This is a genomic window from Nocardia aobensis NBRC 100429 (genome assembly GCF_000308375.1).
Taxonomy (GTDB): domain Bacteria; phylum Actinomycetota; class Actinomycetes; order Mycobacteriales; family Mycobacteriaceae; genus Nocardia; species Nocardia aobensis.
Genome location: NZ_BAFQ01000185.1, coordinates 1 through 17,755, shown reverse-complemented (window position 1 = coordinate 17,755; position 17,755 = coordinate 1). Strand labels below are relative to the sequence as shown.

At 65.3% G+C, this 17,755-nt stretch carries 19 protein-coding genes and 3 tRNA genes; all 22 read left to right on the top strand.

Features of this window, described 5'->3' with window-relative positions; genetic code table 11:
- The first annotated feature begins 275 nt into the window (after positions 1-275).
- Positions 276-348 (top strand) — tRNA-Thr (locus tag RJ03_RS24065).
- 65 nt (positions 349-413) lie between these two features.
- Positions 414-486: transfer RNA gene (locus tag RJ03_RS24060), tRNA-Met, on the top strand.
- 43 nt (positions 487-529) lie between these two features.
- Positions 530-700 (top strand): 50S ribosomal protein L33, encoded by a 171-nt coding sequence (gene rpmG, locus RJ03_RS24055; protein ID WP_011211653.1) that lies wholly within the window; start codon positions 530-532, stop codon positions 698-700.
- 220 nt (positions 701-920) lie between these two features.
- The gene (locus RJ03_RS24050; protein ID WP_036505924.1) at positions 921-1,991 is read left to right on the top strand and encodes a fused (3R)-hydroxyacyl-ACP dehydratase subunits HadA/HadB; all 1,071 of its coding nucleotides are present in this window, start codon (positions 921-923) and stop codon (positions 1,989-1,991) included.
- A 240-nt stretch (positions 1,992-2,231) separates the two neighbouring features.
- Positions 2,232-2,304, top strand: a tRNA-Trp gene (locus RJ03_RS24045).
- A gap of 31 nt (positions 2,305-2,335) precedes the next feature.
- A complete protein-coding gene (gene secE, locus RJ03_RS24040) occupies positions 2,336-2,749 on the top strand; it encodes a preprotein translocase subunit SecE (RefSeq protein WP_036505884.1) in 414 nt (137 codons plus the stop codon).
- Positions 2,750-2,889: 140 nt separating this feature from the next.
- The gene (nusG, locus tag RJ03_RS24035) at positions 2,890-3,714 is read left to right on the top strand and encodes a transcription termination/antitermination protein NusG (protein ID WP_036505882.1); all 825 of its coding nucleotides are present in this window, start codon (positions 2,890-2,892) and stop codon (positions 3,712-3,714) included.
- A gap of 70 nt (positions 3,715-3,784) precedes the next feature.
- Positions 3,785-4,219: a 50S ribosomal protein L11 gene (gene rplK, locus RJ03_RS24030; RefSeq protein WP_030516276.1), complete on the top strand. Its 435-nt coding sequence runs from the start codon at positions 3,785-3,787 to the stop codon at positions 4,217-4,219.
- A 93-nt stretch (positions 4,220-4,312) separates the two neighbouring features.
- Positions 4,313-5,026 carry a 50S ribosomal protein L1 gene (gene rplA, locus RJ03_RS24025; RefSeq protein ID WP_036505880.1) on the top strand — a complete coding sequence of 238 codons (714 nt, stop codon included), beginning with the start codon at positions 4,313-4,315 and terminating at the stop codon, positions 5,024-5,026.
- Between the two features lie 430 nt (positions 5,027-5,456).
- Positions 5,457-6,011, top strand: a complete 555-nt coding sequence (rplJ, locus tag RJ03_RS24020) for a 50S ribosomal protein L10 (RefSeq protein ID WP_036505879.1) — start codon at positions 5,457-5,459, stop codon at positions 6,009-6,011.
- Positions 6,012-6,083: 72 nt separating this feature from the next.
- Positions 6,084-6,464: a 50S ribosomal protein L7/L12 gene (gene rplL, locus RJ03_RS24015; protein WP_036505922.1), complete on the top strand. Its 381-nt coding sequence runs from the start codon at positions 6,084-6,086 to the stop codon at positions 6,462-6,464.
- A gap of 235 nt (positions 6,465-6,699) precedes the next feature.
- Positions 6,700-7,788 (top strand): ABC transporter ATP-binding protein, encoded by a 1,089-nt coding sequence (locus RJ03_RS24010; protein ID WP_051025194.1) that lies wholly within the window; start codon positions 6,700-6,702, stop codon positions 7,786-7,788.
- A gap of 11 nt (positions 7,789-7,799) precedes the next feature.
- Complete coding sequence (locus RJ03_RS24005) at positions 7,800-8,594, top strand: MlaE family ABC transporter permease (protein WP_051025193.1); 795 nt, start codon at positions 7,800-7,802, stop codon at positions 8,592-8,594.
- A gap of 41 nt (positions 8,595-8,635) precedes the next feature.
- A complete protein-coding gene (locus RJ03_RS24000) occupies positions 8,636-9,463 on the top strand; it encodes an MlaE family ABC transporter permease (RefSeq protein ID WP_086006975.1) in 828 nt (275 codons plus the stop codon).
- A 37-nt stretch (positions 9,464-9,500) separates the two neighbouring features.
- On the top strand, positions 9,501-10,856 hold the full coding sequence (locus RJ03_RS23995; RefSeq protein ID WP_051025191.1) for an MCE family protein: 1,356 nt from the start codon (positions 9,501-9,503) through the stop codon (positions 10,854-10,856).
- Positions 10,853-11,932, top strand: coding sequence for an MCE family protein (locus RJ03_RS23990; RefSeq protein WP_174372342.1), 1,080 nt, complete (start codon positions 10,853-10,855; stop codon positions 11,930-11,932). The genes RJ03_RS23995 and RJ03_RS23990 overlap by 4 nt, the downstream gene beginning before the upstream one ends.
- The gene (locus RJ03_RS23985) at positions 11,932-12,942 is read left to right on the top strand and encodes an MCE family protein (protein ID WP_036505878.1); all 1,011 of its coding nucleotides are present in this window, start codon (positions 11,932-11,934) and stop codon (positions 12,940-12,942) included. The genes RJ03_RS23990 and RJ03_RS23985 overlap by 1 nt, the downstream gene beginning before the upstream one ends.
- Complete coding sequence (locus RJ03_RS23980; protein WP_083871299.1) at positions 12,942-14,228, top strand: MCE family protein; 1,287 nt, start codon at positions 12,942-12,944, stop codon at positions 14,226-14,228. Before RJ03_RS23985 ends, RJ03_RS23980 begins: the two co-directional genes overlap by 1 nt.
- Positions 14,225-15,463 carry an MCE family protein gene (locus RJ03_RS23975; RefSeq protein WP_083871298.1) on the top strand — a complete coding sequence of 413 codons (1,239 nt, stop codon included), beginning with the start codon at positions 14,225-14,227 and terminating at the stop codon, positions 15,461-15,463. The genes RJ03_RS23980 and RJ03_RS23975 overlap by 4 nt, the downstream gene beginning before the upstream one ends.
- Positions 15,460-16,701, top strand: a complete 1,242-nt coding sequence (locus RJ03_RS23970) for an MCE family protein (protein ID WP_036505876.1) — start codon at positions 15,460-15,462, stop codon at positions 16,699-16,701. Before RJ03_RS23975 ends, RJ03_RS23970 begins: the two co-directional genes overlap by 4 nt.
- Before the next feature lie 50 nt (positions 16,702-16,751).
- Complete coding sequence (locus RJ03_RS23965) at positions 16,752-17,519, top strand: hypothetical protein (RefSeq protein ID WP_157163490.1); 768 nt, start codon at positions 16,752-16,754, stop codon at positions 17,517-17,519.
- 13 nt (positions 17,520-17,532) lie between these two features.
- Positions 17,533-17,755 (top strand): hypothetical protein (locus RJ03_RS23960; RefSeq protein WP_036505874.1); only part of this gene is annotated, 223 nt, incomplete at its 3' end.

Here is a 17,755-nt window from a genome sequence, read left to right as displayed (position 1 = left end):
CCGGCCCCCACACCCCCACGCCGGAGGGGCTTCGCCCCCCGGACCCCCCTTCCAGCCGGTGGCGTTTCCGGTGTCGGTCGCGTTCCGCCCCGCGGGCGCAGGGTTGTGGGCTGGTTCGGGTGTCTGTCTCGCCCGATGAGCGCAGACCTTGGCGGAGCAGTTTGAAAATCCGCTCTGACCAGCTGGTTTGGTAACTTTGCCGTGCAGTGTGTAACCTCGTTCAAGGCTTCAGCGCCCCGGGTTCGAGGATTCGAGTTCGGAGCGAATGGGGCCATGCCCCCTTAGCTCAGTCGGCAGAGCGTTTCCATGGTAAGGAAAAGGTCAACGGTTCGATTCCGTTAGGGGGCTCGCCGGATTGCCGGTGGTGACCGACGGCATGTCCGAGGCCGGGCGCCATGGCAAACCGACTTTATGGCGGTGTAGCTCAGTCGGTAGAGCAAACGACTCATAATCGTTGTGTCGCCGGTTCAAGTCCGGCCATCGCTACAAAACTGATACCCCGTCAGGTTGACCCGAAAGAAGGCATATCGTGGCCGCGAAGTCCACCGATGTCCGGCCAAAGATCACCTTGGCCTGCGAGCAGTGCAAGCATCGCAACTACATCACCAAGAAGAACCGGCGCAACGACCCGGATCGTCTGGAGCTGAAGAAGTTCTGCCCGAACTGCGGCACCCACCGGGCGCACCGCGAATCTCGCTAGATCTCATCGCGTGCACGCTGCCGCGCGCGAAGTCGGCGCCCGGATCCAGGGAGGTCTGTCGATGACCTTCCCGGATATTCGTGGACCGCGCCGACCCATGCAGCACCTCATGCCGGAGCAGGTTTCCCGACCCGCTCCGGCATTTGCTGTACTTGCGGTAGTTTCACGCTCCGCAGACTCCCGGTAGCGGAGTCAGATAGGGACTCAACTCTCCGTGACAATCAACACCGGAACCGATGCCGTGGCCGCGCAGAACGCCGACAGTGCACCGTTCGACCCGTCGGCCCACGCCGCCGCCATGGTCGGACACCACTACCGCGTCGACGACTACTACGAGGTCGGCCGCGAGAAGGTGCGCGAATACGCACGCGCGGTGCAGGACTATCACCCCGTGCACTGGGACGAGAGCGTCGCCCGCGAGTACGGCCACGACGGACTGGTCGCACCGGTGACGTTCATCTCCCTGGTCGGCATCCTGGCCCAGCGCAAGCTGTTCGAACAGGTCGTCACGGGTTACGACCTGAGCCAGATCATGCAGACCGACCAGATCCTGGAATTCCATCGTCCGATCCGGGTCGGCGACCAGCTCACCTGTGACGTCTACCTGCACTCGTTCCGGCAGGCCTTCGGCGGCGACATCATCGTCACCAAGAACATCGTCACGGCGCAGAACGACGAACTGGTGCTCACCACGTACACCACCCTGGTCGGCCGCAGCGGCGGTGACGTCGATCCCAATATCGCCGACGCGGTCCGCAACATCCTCATGCACGGCATGGCGGAGGCGCCCGACCGCCCGACCGCCGAGCCGCCCATCACGGCGCCCCCGGTGCCGGTGACCACCGTTCCCGAGGTCACGGTCAGCAAGCACACGCGCTCGTTCGACAGCGTGGCCGTCGGCGACGAACTGCCGGCCCGCACCGTCCGGCTCACCCGCGGCGATCTGGTGAACTACGCGGGCGTCTCCGGTGACGCGAACCCGATCCACTGGAGCGACGAGGTCGTCGCGCTCGCAGGCCTGGACAACGTCGTCGCGCACGGCATGCTGACCATGGGCCTGGGCGGCGGATTCGTCACCTCCTGGCTCGGTGATCCGGGCGCGGTGAAGGAATACAACGTGCGCTTCACCAGCCCGGTCTACGTGGCCGGCGACCACCCGGCCGAGGTCGAATACACCGGCAAGGTGAAGTCGGTGGACCCGGAGAACCACACCGCCGTGATCGCGATCGTCGCCAAATCCGGCGGCCGGAAAATTTTCGGACGTGCGACCGCGACGGTGCAGCTGGCATGATGGTCGGCGGGCCGGCAAGCCGCTTCGCGGTGGCTGACGGCCCGATTGGCTATCCGCCGGGGCGGTAACGTACACTCGGATTTCTGGGGTCGCCAGCCACTGCGCGCTGCTCTGAGGGGCTGGTTCCGGGCGGGTGACCGCCGGGGCCGGCACACCGGCGGAGCGGCGCGCGTGTTGTGTGGCCCCGGGTTGGCACAACTGAATAAGCACCGTGCTGGATGACATTGCGATTCCAGCCGAAGGGGCGTAGCTCAATTGGCAGAGCAGCGGTCTCCAAAACCGCAGGTTGCAGGTTCAAGTCCTGTCGCCCCTGCACTGGATGCCAGCGACGAGAGAGGGTTCACGTGAGCGACGAGCGGGACATTCGCCACGGCGCGCATGCCGCCGATGACGAAGACACCGCTGCGGTCAGCCGGCCGAGTGGTAAGCGGTCGACTCGCCGGGCTCGCGTCGGATCCTCCTCGGACACCGGCTCCGTCGCCACGATCGACCGTGGCGGCAGCTCGGATTCGGCATCGCGCAAGGCGTCCAAGTCGGCGGGTAAGAAGACCGCCGAACGCGGTCGGGGCAATCCCTTCAAGCGCCTGGTGAAGTTCCTGCGGGAAGTCATCGCGGAACTGCGCAAGGTGATCTGGCCCAACCGCAAGCAGATGGTCACCTATACGAGCGTTGTCCTGGTGTTCGTGATCTTCATGGTCGCGTTCATCAGCGGGTTGGACCTGGCGTTCATCAAGGGTGTCAACTGGCTGTTCGGCTAGCTGACCGGTGCGTCAGGAGCGGAGCCTGCGGAGTGACCCGTGGGCGCTGCCGGCCGTCCGCCGAGCGAGGACGGAAACCATAAGCCGGATTCACCTCCGGCGTAGTGGATGTACGTGACGACACAGGAAGCGAGTGCCCAGTGAGCACCCCGGAGAACGGCACAACCGACGAGTTCCCGGTCGACGACGAGGCGGCGGAGACGGCCGTCGACGAGGCGACCGTCTCGGACGGTACCGAGGCGTCCTCCGGCGAAGTCGAGGGCGGCACCACCGACACCGACGAGTCCGAGACCGACGCACCCGCGGAGCCCGCGGCACCGGAAGAGCCCGCCGACCCCGTCGCCGAGATGAAGGCCGCGCTGCGTCGCGCCCCCGGTGACTGGTACGTCATCCACTCCTACGCCGGTTACGAGAACAAGGTGAAGACCAACCTCGAGACCCGCGTGCAGAACCTGGGCCTCGAGGACTACATCTTCCAGGTCGAGGTGCCGACGGAGCAGGTCACCGAGATCAAGAACGGCCAGCGCAAGAACGTGCAGCGCAAGGTGCTGCCCGGCTACATCCTGGTCCGGATGGATCTCAACGACGAGTCGTGGGGCGCGGTCCGCAACACCCCCGGCGTCACCGGATTCGTCGGCGCCACCTCCCGTCCGTCGCCGCTGACGATCAACGACGTGGTGAAGTTCCTGGTCCCGGCCGAGCAGCAGCAGAAGAAGCCGGCTGCCGCCGCGGCGGGCGCCGCCGCGTCCACGTCGGAGACCGTCACCGAGGCCGCGGCCAAGCCGGCCATCGAGGTCGACTTCGAGGTCGGCGAATCGGTCACCGTGATGGACGGGCCGTTCGCGACGCTGCCGGCCAGCATCTCCGAGGTCAACGCCGAACAGCAGAAGCTGAAGGTGCTGGTGTCGATCTTCGGTCGCGAGACCCCGGTCGAACTCGCGTTCACGCAGGTCGCGAAGATCTGAGATTTCCGGGGTTCGCGCCCCGGGACAGGCTTACGGAAGTCCGTAAGGAACCTAAACCAAGGAAAGAAAGATGCCCCCCAAGAAGAAGAAGGTCGCCGGGCTCATCAAGCTCCAGATCCAGGCTGGTGCGGCCAACCCGGCTCCGCCGGTCGGCCCCGCGCTGGGTCAGCACGGCGTCAACATCATGGAGTTCTGCAAGGCGTACAACGCGGCGACCGAGTCGCAGCGTGGCAACGTCATCCCGGTCGAGATCACGGTCTACGAAGACCGCTCGTTCGACTTCAAGCTGAAGACTCCGCCCGCCGCCAAGCTGCTGCTCAAGGCCGCCGGTGTGCAGAAGGGCTCCGCCGAGCCGCACCGCAACAAGGTCGCCACGGTCACCATGGATCAGGTCCGGGAGATCGCCAAGACCAAGCAGGAAGATCTGAACGCCAACGACATCGATCAGGCGGCCAAGATCATCGCGGGTACCGCTCGCTCGATGGGTATCACCGTCGCCGACTGACGGTCCCGTCTCCGCCGGTGACCGGCGGAATGTGCGTGGGAGGGACGGCCAGTCCCGACAACCACTTCTGACTTACGAACAGGACAGAGAATCATGGCAAAACGAAGCAAGGCTTATCTCGAGGCGGCCGCCAAGGTCGACCGCGACCAGCTCTACTCTCCGCTGTCGGCCACCCGGCTGGCGAAGGAGACCTCGACCACGAAGACCGACGCGACCGTCGAGGTCGCCGTTCGTCTGGGCGTCGACCCGCGCAAGGCCGACCAGATGGTCCGCGGCACCGTCAACCTGCCGCACGGCACCGGTAAGACCGCGCGCGTCATCGTGTTCGCGGCCGGCGAGAAGGCCGCCGAGGCCGAGGCCGCCGGTGCGGACGCTGTCGGCGCCGAGGATCTGATCGAGCGCATCCAGGGCGGCTGGCTGGACTTCGACGCCGCGATCGCCACCCCGGACCAGATGGCCAAGGTCGGTCGCATCGCGCGTGTGCTGGGCCCCCGCGGCCTGATGCCGAACCCGAAGACGGGCACGGTCACCACCGATGTGACCAAGGCCGTCAACGAGATCAAGGGCGGCAAGATCAACTTCCGCGTCGACAAGCAGGCCAACCTGCACTTCGTGATCGGCAAGGCCTCCTTCGACGAGAAGAAGCTGGTCGAGAACTACGGCGCCGCGCTGGAGGAGATCCTGCGTGTGAAGCCGTCGACCGCCAAGGGCCGCTACGTCAAGAAGGTGACGATTTCGACGAACACCGGACCGGGCATCCCGGTGGACCCGAACCGCACCCGCAACCTCACCGAAGAGGACGCGTAAGGCGTAGGTAGCTTTCGAATACCGAAGGGCCGGTAGGGGTTTCCCCGCCGGCCCTTCGGCATTCCGGGAGTCGCGGCGGAGCAGAGGCCGGAAAAGACGGCCGATTTTGGGTTTCAGCTGCTCATCCGCTATTCTGTTCTACGGTCGCCGACCAGTTCGGTGATCACCCCCAATCGTTCTACCGAAGACCGTTGGTTGCTGCCGTCAGGCAGTCGAAGGTCCGGCGATATTGCCGGCGGCCCACGCAGGGAGAGCCGAGGTGAGGGACGACATGTGAGCCGAGTGCTCATGTCGAGTTTCTTGTGCGCCCCGGGACCACTCTGCGTCCGGGGCGTTTGCTTTGTCGCCGGGTCGACGTAGCCTCCCCGGGTCCAGCCTCCGCGAGTCGGTAGTTCATCGCAGAACCGACCATCCAGAGAGGAGGCGAAGTATGGCGAAACCAGAGAAGGTCACCGCGGTCGCGGAGATCACCGAGCAGTTCAAGAGTGCTACGGCCACTGTGATCACGGAATACCGTGGTCTGTCGGTCGGCAGCCTCACCCAGCTGCGTCGTGCGCTGGGCAGCAATGCCACCTACTCCGTCGCCAAGAACACCCTGGTCAAGCGTGCGGCCGCCGAGGCGGGCGTCGAAGGCCTGGATGACTTGTTCGTCGGTCCGACCGCGATCACCTTCATCACCGGTGAGCCGGTCGACGCCGCCAAGGCCCTCAAGACCTTCGCCAAGGACAACAAGGCGCTGGTCATCAAGGGCGGCTACATGGACGGCGCCGCGCTGTCGGTCTCCGAGGTCGAGCGCATCGCCGACCTGGAGTCGCGCGAGGTGCTGCTGTCCAAGCTGGCCGGCGCCATGAAGGGCAACCTGACCAAGGCGGCCGGCCTGTTCGCCGCGCCGGCCGGCCAGGTGGTTCGCCTGTTCGCCGCGCTCGAGGACAAGCAGCGCGCCGCGGGCGGTGCCGAAGCGGCCCCGGCCGCCGACGCCGAATAAGCCGACCCGGACAAGTCGACAAACCTCCATACTCTTTTCCCGCCGATGCGGGATGAACCGAAAGGAAACACCATGGCCAACGTGGACGAGCTGCTCGAGACCATCGGCAACATGACCCTGCTGGAGCTCTCGGACTTCGTCAAGAAGTTCGAGGAGAAGTTCGAGGTCACCGCCGCCGCTCCGGTCGCCGTCGCCGCTGTCGGTGGCGCCGCTGCTCCGGCCGAGGCCGCCGAGGAGCAGGACGAGTTCGACGTCATCCTCGAGGGTGCCGGCGACAAGAAGATCCAGGTCATCAAGGTCGTGCGTGAGATCGTCTCCGGCCTGGGCCTGAAGGAAGCCAAGGACCTGGTCGAGGGTGCCCCGAAGCCGATCCTGGAGAAGGTCGCCAAGGACGCCGCCGACGCCGCCAAGGCCAAGCTGGAAGAGGCCGGCGCGAAGGTTTCCGTCAAGTAATTGCGGTAATCGAGTCCGGAAAAGGGCGGTCCCGTTGCGGGGCCGCCCTTTTCGCATATTCGTGGTGAATGTTGTGAACTGTCGCGACCGGCTCATTACCGCCGACATTTCTACCGACCAGTCAGGTAGGGTGTCCTGCACCAGCGGCATGCGATACAGTGGCCGCACCCCAGTGTGACGCGTCACACCGCGCTGAAATACGGTGACGCGGCCGTGGGCGCTCGTCAGAAGAAATATGGAGGTCGACGTGGGCGTCGAGGTCAGGACCGAAGGTGTTACGAAATCTTTCGGGTCCCAGCGGATTTGGCAGGATGTCACTCTGACCCTGCCCACGGGGGAAGTCAGCGCCTTGCTCGGCCCCTCCGGTACCGGTAAATCGGTGTTCCTGAAGTCGTTGATCGGTCTGCTGCGCCCCGAGCGCGGCTCGATCTACATCGACGGCACCGACATCACCACCTGCTCCAACAAGGAGCTCTACGAGATCCGCAAGTTGTTCGGCGTTCTGTTCCAGGACGGCGCGCTGTTCGGCTCGATGAACCTGTTCGACAACGTGGCCTTCCCGCTGCGCGAGCACACCAAGAAGAGCGAATCCGAGATCAAGCAGATCGTGATGGAGAAGCTCGAGCTGACGGGTCTGCTCGGCGCCGAAGGCAAACTGCCCGGCGAGATCTCCGGTGGTATGCGCAAGCGTGCCGGCCTGGCCCGCGCGCTGGTGCTGGACCCGCAGATCATCCTCGTCGACGAGCCCGACTCCGGTCTGGACCCGGTGCGTACGACCTATCTGTCGCAGCTGCTGATCGACATCAACGCGCAGATCGACGCGACGATTCTGATCGTTACCCACAACATCAACCTGGCTCGTAGCGTGCCCGACAACATCGGCATGCTGTTCCGCCGCCAGCTGGTCATGTTCGGCCCGCGCGAGGTCCTGCTGACCTCCGAGGAGCCGGTGGTCAAGCAGTTCCTCAACGGCCGCATGGTCGGCCCGATCGGTATGTCGGAGGAGAAGGACGAGGCCCAGATGGCGCGCGAGCAGGCGCTCGCCGACGCCGGCCACTACGACAACGGCACCGAGGACGTCGAGGGCATCATCCCGCAGATGAAGGCCACCCCGGGTATGCCCGTGCGCCAGGCTGTGGAACGTCGTCGCCGCCGCGTGCTCGAGATCATGCACACCCTGCCGCACCAGGCGCAGGTGGCGATCCGCGAGTCCATGGAAGAGAACGGCGATACACAAGTCCTTCCGGCGTATACGGGTAACGCTCCGCAATATCAGGGCGGCACGTACGACACCACCGTGCGACACGACACAACCAACGGGTAACATACGCAACCGTGAATCAACCCCTGGCACGGCTGCGCACTCCGGTCGAGTCGGGATTTGCGCAGGCCGGCAATATATTTGCACTGCTCATTTCCGTGGCACGCAACACCCTGCGCCGGCCTTTCCAATGGCGCGAGTTCATCGAGCAGTCGTGGTTCATCGCGAGCGTCTCGATCCTGCCCGCCGCACTGGTGGCAATCCCGTTCGGCGCCGTTGTGGCATTGCAGACCGGTTCACTTATCAAGCAGCTCGGTGCTGAATCGTTCACCGGCGCAACCAGTGTGCTGGCAACTGTGCAGCAGGCCGCTCCCGTCGTCACCGCGCTGATCATCGCCGGTGCCGCGGGTTCGGCCGTGGCTGCCGACCTCGGCTCCCGCACCATCCGCGAAGAGATCGACGCGATGGAGGTGCTCGGCATCGATCCGGTGCAGCGTCTCGTCGTGCCGCGCGTCCTCGGCATGATGCTGGTGGCGCTGTTGCTCAACGGCCTGGTGTCGGTGGTCGGCATCTGCGGTGGATATTTCTTCAATGTGTTGCTGCAGGGCGGAACTCCCGGCGCCTACCTGGCGTCGTTCTCCGCGCTGGCGCAACTCCCGGACCTCTGGATCGGTGAATTCAAGGCTCTGATCTTCGGATTGCTCGCGGGCGTGATCGCCGCATACAAAGGTTTGAATCCCAAGGGGGGACCGAAAGGTGTTGGTGACGCGGTGAATCAATCCGTGGTGATCACCTTCCTGGTGCTCTTCTTCGTCAATCTGCTTCTGACGTTGGTGTACCTGCAGGTCGTCCCGGCCAAGGGTTCGTGACGATGGTTGTTTCCCAGCGTTCTCCGATCTTTTCGAGGCGGATGCGCCGAGTAGGTGCTGCGCTCAAGTCGCCGGTGAATGTCATCGATCGCGCCGGCGATCAGATGTCGTTCTATTCCAAGGCGATCGCCTGGATTCCGCGCACCGTCGTGCATTACCGCAAGGAGGTCATGCGGCTGCTGGCCGAGGTGACCTTCGGTTCGGGTGCACTCGCGGTCATCGGCGGCACCATCGGCGTCGTGGTGATGATGTCGGCCTCGGTCGGTGTCGTCGTCGGCCTGCAGGGTTTCAAAGCTCTCGACGCCCTCGGCAGTTCGGTGCTCACCGGCTTTCTGACCGGCTACATCAATACTCGCGAATTGGCGCCGCTGGTCGCGGCATTGGCATTGTCGGCGACGGTCGGCTGTGGTTTCACCGCGCAATTGGGTGCGATGCGAATTTCCGAGGAAATCGACGCGCTCGAGGTGATGGCGGTACCCGGCGTGCCGTTCCTGGTGACCACGCGCGTCATCGCGGGATTCGTTGCGGTGATTCCGCTCTACATCGTCGGCCTGCTCGGCACGTTCATCGCGTCCAGGCAGATCAGCGTGTGGTTCAACGGGCAATCCACGGGATCGTACGACCATTATTTCGGTCTGTTCCTGCCACCCGAAGACGTGCTGTATTCGTTCGTGAAGGTGCTGGTGTTCGCCTTCGTGATCATCCTGATCCATTGCTATTACGGCTTCAACGCCACCGGCGGTCCGGCCGGCGTCGGTGTGGCCGTGGGACGCGCGGTGCGTGCGTCGATCGTGCTGGTGAACATCCTCGACTTCTTCCTCAGCCTGGCGATCTGGGGTACGACGACGACAGTGCGAGTCGCGGGATGAGCGGACCAGGCGCGGCGGTAGCCCGAAAGGTGGGAGCATGAGCGCGCGCAGTGTGCAATTCTGGCGCTCTACCGAGAAACTCCGGATCCGCACGTTGGGCATCGTGTTCTTCGTGGTGATGGCGCTGTTTCTCGGCACGACGATCGCGGCCTACAACAAGGTGTGGGTCAAGGTGGTCAAGGTCGATCTGATCACCGATACGGTCGGAAACGCGTTGACCCGCAATGCGGATGTGAAAGTTCGCGGCGTCAATGTCGGCGAGGTGCGTTCCAGTGAATCCGCCAACGGCAAGGTGAAACTGCATCTGGCGATCGATCCGGACAAGGCTTCGAAGATTCCGTCCAATGTGACGGCCCGGCTGCTGCCGAAAACCCTGTTCGGCGAGCGTTATGTCGATCTGGTCTGGCCCGAGCAGCCCAGCCCGAAGCATCTGCAGGCGGGCATGACGCTGTATCAGGACGCCAGCGGCAATGCCGTCGAGGTGAGCCAGCTACTGGATTCGATCATGCCGCTGCTGCAGGCGATTCCGCCGCAGTACCTGGCCTCGACGCTGGGCGCGCTGTCGCAGGCGCTGGGTGGCCAGGGTGAGGAACTGGGCCACACCATCGATCGGCTCGACGACATCTTCCGCGATATCAACGGCGTGATGCCGCAGTTGCAGGACGATATCCACACCTTCGCGACGGTCGCCGACACCTATTCGGACGCGCTGCCGCAGCTGGTCGACGCCTTCGACAATCTGCGCACGCTGAATGCGACCATCGTGCAGAAGCGTTCGCAGTTGGACACGCTGTATTCGGTCCTGACCCCGACGTCGTCGAAGACCGCCGATTTCCTGACGGCCAACCACGACAACATCATCGATGTCGCGGCCGATTCGCGTGAGGCGCTGGAACTACTGGCGACCTATTCGCCCTCGTTCCCGTGCACGATGAAGAATTTCGCGCAGCTGAAGCCGCGCATCGACAACCTCTTCGGCAAGGGCACCGATACTCCGGGTTCGCGGGTGACGATCGAGATCACCAATCCGCGTGGCCGCTATCTGCCCAACCAGGACGAACCGCGTTGGCTGGATACGAACCGGCCGCCGGCGTGCTTCCCCGAATATCCGCTCGGGGTGGATCCCGGTCAGTATCCGACCGGGTCGGCCAACGACGGTTCCTATCAGCCGCCGACCCGGAATCCGGGTGACCAGAACATCGGTCAACTGCCGGCGGCGCAGTTCTCGGTCTACGGCGCAGCGGGCGCCACGACCATGGGTTCGCCCGCCGAACAGCACACCCTGGGTGCGATCTACGGTGCGGCGAACGGGGTTTCGCCCGATCAGGTGCCCAGCTGGGTGAGCCGGATCGGCGCCCCCGCGATGCGTGGAAGTGAGGTGAGTGTGCGATGAAGGCCACGTTGCGTGGTCTGGGCGGGCCCCTGACCAAACTGGGCATCTTCGTGCTGGTGACAGTGCTCGCGACCGCGTTCCTGGCGCTCACCATCGCCAACTATTCCGGCGGCGGCACCGAGTTCAAGGCGCGGTTCAGCGATGTGACATCGCTGAACAAGGGCGACGAGGTGCGCATCGCCGGTGTGCGGGTCGGCAAGGTGACCAAGGTGTCGGTCGTCGACCGCAACATGGCCGAGGTGCACTTCCAGCTCACCGATCGGGACTGGCTGCCCGCCTCCAGCACCGCGACCATCCGCTACCGCAACCTGGTGGGGCAGCGCTACATCGCGCTGGAGCAGGGCGCCGGACAGCAGGGCCGCAAGATCACGAAGGGCGCCACGATTCCGCTGGAGCGGACCAAGCCCGCGCTGAACCTCACCACCTTGTTCAACGGTTTCCGGCCGCTGTTCCAGACGTTGTCGGCCGAGGACGTGAACAAGCTGTCCTACGAGATCATCCAGGTCTTCCAGGGTGAATCGGGCACGATCACCGATCTGGTGCGCAACACCGCGAGCCTGACGAACAAGATCGCCGACAAGGACGCGGTGATCGGCGAGATCGTCAAGAACCTCAACCAGGTGCTGGACGCGGTGAACGCTCGCGACGGACAGCTCAACGATCTGATCGTCAACACCGAGGCGCTGGTGAGCGGGCTCAACGCTGAACGCGGCACGATCGGCTCGGCGGTGCAGTCGCTGGGCAATCTCGCCTCGGCGACCGCGGATCTGCTGGTTCCCACCCGGCCGACCCTGCAGGGGTCGATCGCCGGCCTGAACCAGCTGACCGGCACCCTGAACGATCGCTCCGGCGAGGTGAATCAGGCCCTGACGAATCTGCCGATCAAGATGGAGAAGCTGGGTCGCGCGGCGAGCTACGGCTCGTGGTTCCAGTTCTATCTCTGCGGTATCGATATCGTCGCCGGTCCCGGGGTGCAGGACGCGCCGCAATTGAACCTGCCGGCTCAGATGCCGACGGTGAATCAGCCGGTCTACACCAACCCGGCGCCGCGCTGTCACGGGAAGGGTGGCCGCTGATGGAAGACCGGGTTCTCCTCGGCAAGCGCAGCCCGGCGTTCATGGGCGGGCTCGGCTTGTTCATGGTGCTGCTGATCGCGTTGTCGGCGTTCTTCTTGGACAAGCTGCCGATCATCGGCGCGAGTACCAGTTACACCGCGGAATTCTCCGAGGCCGCGGGCCTGAAGAAGGGTAACGAGGTACGCGTCGCGGGCGTGAAGGTCGGCGATGTGTCCGATGTGCGCCTCGACGGCGACCGCGTGCTGGTCGACTTCCGGACCAAGGACGCGTGGATCGGCGATGCCACCACCGCGTCGATCCAGATCAAGACCCTGCTCGGGCAGAAGTATCTGGCGCTGGATCCCAAGGGTTCCCACCCGGCCGATCCGGACAAGCGAATTCCGTTGTCGCGCACAGTTTCTCCGTACGACGTGGTCGAGGCCTTCAGTGATGCCGCCTCGGATATCGAGAAGACCGACACCGCGCAACTGGCCACCAGCTTCCGGGTGCTCTCCGACGCGTTCTCCGGCACCCCGCCGGAGATCCGCGGCTCGATCGACGGCGTCGCCCGGCTGTCGGAGACGCTGGCCAAGCGCGACGAGGAGCTCAAGCACCTGTTCAACGCGACCAACAAAACCACCAAGGTGCTCGCCGACCGCAACGAGCAGTTCGAGCGGTTGCTGGCCAACGGCGGTGAGTTGCTGGCCGAGTTGAACGTCCGCCAGCAGGCCATCTCGCAGCTGCTCAACGGCGCGAAAACCGTTGCCGCCGAATTGAGTGCGCTGGTGCACGACAACGAGCAGCAGATCGGTCCGGCGCTGACCAATCTGAAGAAGTCCATCGACCTGCTCAACGACAATCAGCAGAACATCTCCAAGACGCTGAAGCTGGCGGCGCCGTTCTACGGCCTGTACGCCAACGTGCTGGGCAACGGGCGCTGGTTCGACGCGGTGATCGTCAACCTGATCCCGCCGGCGCTGCCGGAGATTCCGGGTAACCGCCCGCCGATCCGCACCCTGGGAGGCAACTGATGCAGGCTGCTCTCGGTAAGGGATCGCGCCGGGATCCGCTGACGGTGATCCGCGAATCCGGCCGCGGCACCAAGATCGCCCTGGCCCTCGGCACGGTTGCCGTGGTGGTCGTCGCCGGTGTGCTGTGGTGGCTGTTCAGCAGCTACAACACCACCAAGATCACCGCCTACTTCGACAAGTCGATCGGTATCTACGAGGGCTCCGAGGTGCGCATCCTCGGCGTCCCGGTGGGCAAGGTCGATTCGGTCACGCCGCAGGGTGATCAGGTGAAGGTCACCATGCACGTCGACCGGAAGTACGACATTCCGGCCGACGCCAAGGCCGCTCAGATCACGCCCTCGGTGGTGTCGGACCGCTACATCCAGCTCACGCCCGTCTACAAGGGCGGGCCGAAGATGCCGCGCAACGCCACCATCCCGCGCGACCGCACGGCGACCCCGGTCGAGGTCGACCGGCTGTACAGGAGCATCCAGGAACTGTCGGATGCGCTGGGGCCCAACGGCGCCAACAAGGACGGCGCGGTGAACGAGCTGGTCCGCACCGGTGCCGCGAATCTGTCCGGGAACGGGGACGCGCTGGCCAACAGCTTGACTCAGCTCTCGCACGCGGCCCGCTATCTGTCGGACGCGCGCGGCGACATCTTCGACACGATCAAGAATCTGCAGATCTTCGTGCACACCCTGGCGGTCAACGACCAGCAGGTGCGCCAATTCAACACGCAGCTGGCGGATCTGGCCGGATTCCTCTCCGGTGAGCGGGAGAACCTCGGGCAGGCACTGAATCTGCTGTCGATCGCGCTCGGCGACGTCGCCCGGTTCATCGACGACAACCGGGACCTGGTCGCCGAGAACGCCGATGCGCTGACCAAGCTGACCCAGACCCTGGCCGATCAGCGCCAGGATGTGGCGAACGCGCTGCCGGTGCTTCCGGTGGCGCTGAGCAACCTGATCAACATCCACAACGGTGAATCCGGCACGCTCGACATGCGCGCCAACTTCACCGATCTGCAGAATCCGTTCGGCGCCGTCTGCAAGATGCTCGACCTCGGCCAATTGCGGCCGGGCGACCCGAAATTCGATGCGATCAGCCGCCAGATGCGCCCGATCCTGGATCAGTGCAAGGTGATCACCGACCAGATCAAGGACGGTGTGCAGACGCCGTCGCTGGTGCTGCCGTTCGGCATCCTCAGCGGCGACAACATCCAGAAGACCCCGGCTCCCGGCAGCGTGCCGGGCACCCCGTCGGACCGGCAGCCGCCGTCGCAGCAGGAAGGTGGCCAGCGATGACGCCCTTCGCATTCCGCAGGACGGCCCGCGGCCTGGGTGCCGTCGCGGTGGTCGGCGTGACCGCGATGCTGGTGGGTTCGTGTTCCTCGGACGGTATCTACAGCGTGCCGCTGCCCGGCGGCGCCGATGTGGGTGACCATCCGATGCGTATCGACGTGCGTTTCGACGACGTCCTGGATCTGGTGCCGCAGTCGGCGGTCAAGGTCGAGGGTGTGCCGGTCGGCCGGGTGGAGTCCATCGACGTCGCCCCCGACGGCTGGACCGCGAGCGTGCACACCGTGGTCAACTCCTCGGTGAAGCTGCCCGCCAACGCGCACGCCGAGGTGCGGCAGTCGAATCTGCTCGGTGAGAAATTCGTCGAGCTCTCGGCGCCGAAGGAGGAGGTCTCGCCCGACCGGTTGAAGGACGGCGCGGTCATCCCCGTCGACCGGACCCGGCACGCGGTCGAGATCGAACAGGTCCTCGGTGCGCTGTCGCTGCTGCTCAACGGCGGTGGCGTGGCGCAGTTGCAGCCCATCGTGGTGGAACTGAACAAGGCGCTGGCCGGCCGGGAGAACCGGGTGCGGTCGCTGCTGGATCAGGCCGACACGCTCATCGACGGCCTCAACCAGCAGGTCGCCGATATTCAGCACGCGCTCGACAGCCTGGGCACGTTGTCCAGCCGGGTCGGGCAGCAGTCCGAGCAGATCGGCAAGATCCTCGACGAACTGCCGGCCGGTATCAAGATCCTCGACGAGCAGCGTCCGCAGCTGATCGGCTTGCTGAAGCAACTCGACCGGGTCGGCCAGGCCGGTGTCGACGTGCTGGACAAGTCCAAGGACAACCTGATCCGCGATCTGCAGGCACTGCGGCCGACGCTGCAGGAACTGGGCCGTTCGGCGCCCGATCTGGTGACCGCGTTCCCACTGGTCCTGACCTATCCGTTCCCGGACGAGGCGATCAAATCGACCTTCGGTGGTTCGGTGAACACCTGGCTGTCGGTGGACACCCAGATCGGTGTCCTGATGTCGAATCTCGGTGTGGGCAAACCGGATCCGGTGTACATCCCGCCCAAGTACGGGCCGCCGGTGCCGGTGGATCCGACCAATCCGTATTACAACGGCAACGGCCCGCGACCGGGCTGGCCGACGGTGTCGCTGGTACCGCTGCCGCCCACCGTGGTGGCTCCGGCCCCCGCCAAGCCGGGTGATCCGATCGGGTCGATTCTCGATCAGTTGGGAGTGCAGCCGCGATGAGTAGATTGGTGCGCTACCAGCTGATCGCCTTCGCGGTGATCGCCGTGCTCGGCGTGGTCTTCGTCGGCGCGAAGTACATTCACCTCGACCACATGCTCGGCTTCGGCCAGTATCAGGTGAAGGTGAAGGCCAAGACGACGGCCAACCTGTCCAAGGGCGCCGAGGTCACCTATCGCGGTGTGCCGGTCGGGCGGGTGGACTCGCTCGATATCACCCCCGACGGCGTGATGATCTATCTGGAACTGGATTCCGGGAAGCCGAAGGTCCCCGCCAGTGCCAAGGCCATGATCGCCAACCGTTCGGCGATCGGTGAGCAGTACCTGGATCTGGTGCCGGAGACGTCGAAGGGTCCCTACCTGCGCGACGGTTCGGTCATCGACGGCGCCGAGACCCCGATCCCGGTCGAGGATCTGCTCGCCAGCGTCAACCACTTCTCGAGTACGACGGATCTGGCGGCGTTGAGCACGACCGTCACCGAACTCGGTAAGGCCTTCGACGGGCAGGGCGACAACCTGCGCATCCTCGTCGATTCGCTGAACAAGTTCTCCCAGACCGGCGTCGAGGCGCTGCCGCAGACCGTGCAGCTGATCCGGGACGCCCAGACCGTGCTCGGCACCCAGGCCGACCAGTCGCCGGCGATCCGGACCTTCAGCGACGGCCTGGATCGGCTCGCCGTGCAGCTGCGCGCCAACGATCCCGATATCCGGCGGTTGATCGGCACCGGCGCCGACGCCGGCGAGCAGATCGGCAAGCTGCTCGATCAGAGCGCGCAGCCGCTGACCACGGATCTGTCGAATCTGCGGCTGCTGCTGCAGGCGGTGTCGCCGCAGACCTACACGCTGAAGCCGCTGCTGCAGATGCTGCCGCTGCTCTCGGTCGGTGGTTCGGCGACCGCGCCCGGCGACGGGACGACCCACTTCGGCCTGGTGCTGGAAACCAACAATCCGCCGGCCTGTACCGTCGGATACGAGGGAACTCAGCGCATTCTCGACCAGATGAAGGCGCAGAATCCCAATTTCGACGACACCCGCGACGATTTCCCGTTCAACACGGATGCGAAATGCACGGTGCCGTTCGGAAGTCCGACCGATGTCCGCGGCGGCGCGCGTGCGCAGTACGCCGATCCGAATGTCCCGCAGCCGTGGGATTCCAAGCCCAAGACCGATCCGGACAAGCTCAACCTGAGCCCCGTCGCCATCCAGTTGGCCACTCTCATCGGAGTGACCCCGAAGCGGTGAGGCGGGTACGGGAGGCAAGTCCGGAAAACCGACGACGCTAGGGTGTCGCTGTGAGTTCTGATCTGCCCAACCCCTCCTCGCAACCTGCGGTGGAGCCGCCGGACGATGCCGAAAAGGCGATAGCTGAGGCATCGCCGGAGGAGACCGCGCGCCGGTCCGCCGGTGAGCAGCCGGCCGCCCGGCCGGGTTCGTCGACACTGCGTACGGTCGTGACCTCGGTCGCGGCGGTGTGGCTGGTGGCGGCCCTGGTCCTGGCGGCGTGGTTCGGCACCGGCTGGGTCCGCGCGATGTGGTTCACCGACGGTCCGCGCGCCGATGCGCGCGATACCGCGCTGGATGCGGCCCGGCAGGCGGCGATCAACCTCACCTCGATGAATCCCGGCGATGTCGAGGGGTCGATCACCACCATGCGGTCCTCGATGACCGGCGACATGCTGACCCAGCTCAACGAGAACCACGACCGCATCAAGGATGCCGCCGAGAAGTCGAAGACCAAGATCGACAGCAAGGTGCTGGGAGCGGCGCTGAGCTCGCTGGACAGTGAGCGCGACAAGGCCTCGGCGATCGTCGTGCTGAAACTCACGCAGACCGCGCCCAACGTTCCGGTGCAGTCCTTCCGGGCCACCTGGACGCTGGATATGAAGAAGGACGGCGACACCTGGAAGGCCGAGCAGGCCAATTCGCTCGGCCAGCTGGTGTCGCTGGACACCCCCGGTCCCGCCGGGGCGGCCCAACCGCCCGCGAACGGAAACGCCGCGCCCGCGCCGAGCGCGCCCGCGAATCCGTCCGAGGCGCCCGCCCCCCAGCCGGGATCGTAGGAGAGGTACACCGATGGCATCCCGCCCGCCGATCAACAAGGTTTCCCCGCGGCTCAAGCCCGGCGACCGCTCGTCCGAATCCGCCGGGGGCACGATTCGCCGCCGCGGCGGCGCCGATCGCACCGCGTCGGGTGCGAAGTCCGCCAAGCCGGCCGGTAAGTCGGCGAACACCAAATCCCGCACCAGGACCGTGCGCGCGGGTGCGGCGACCACGCGTCCGGCGCCGCCCGTGGCAT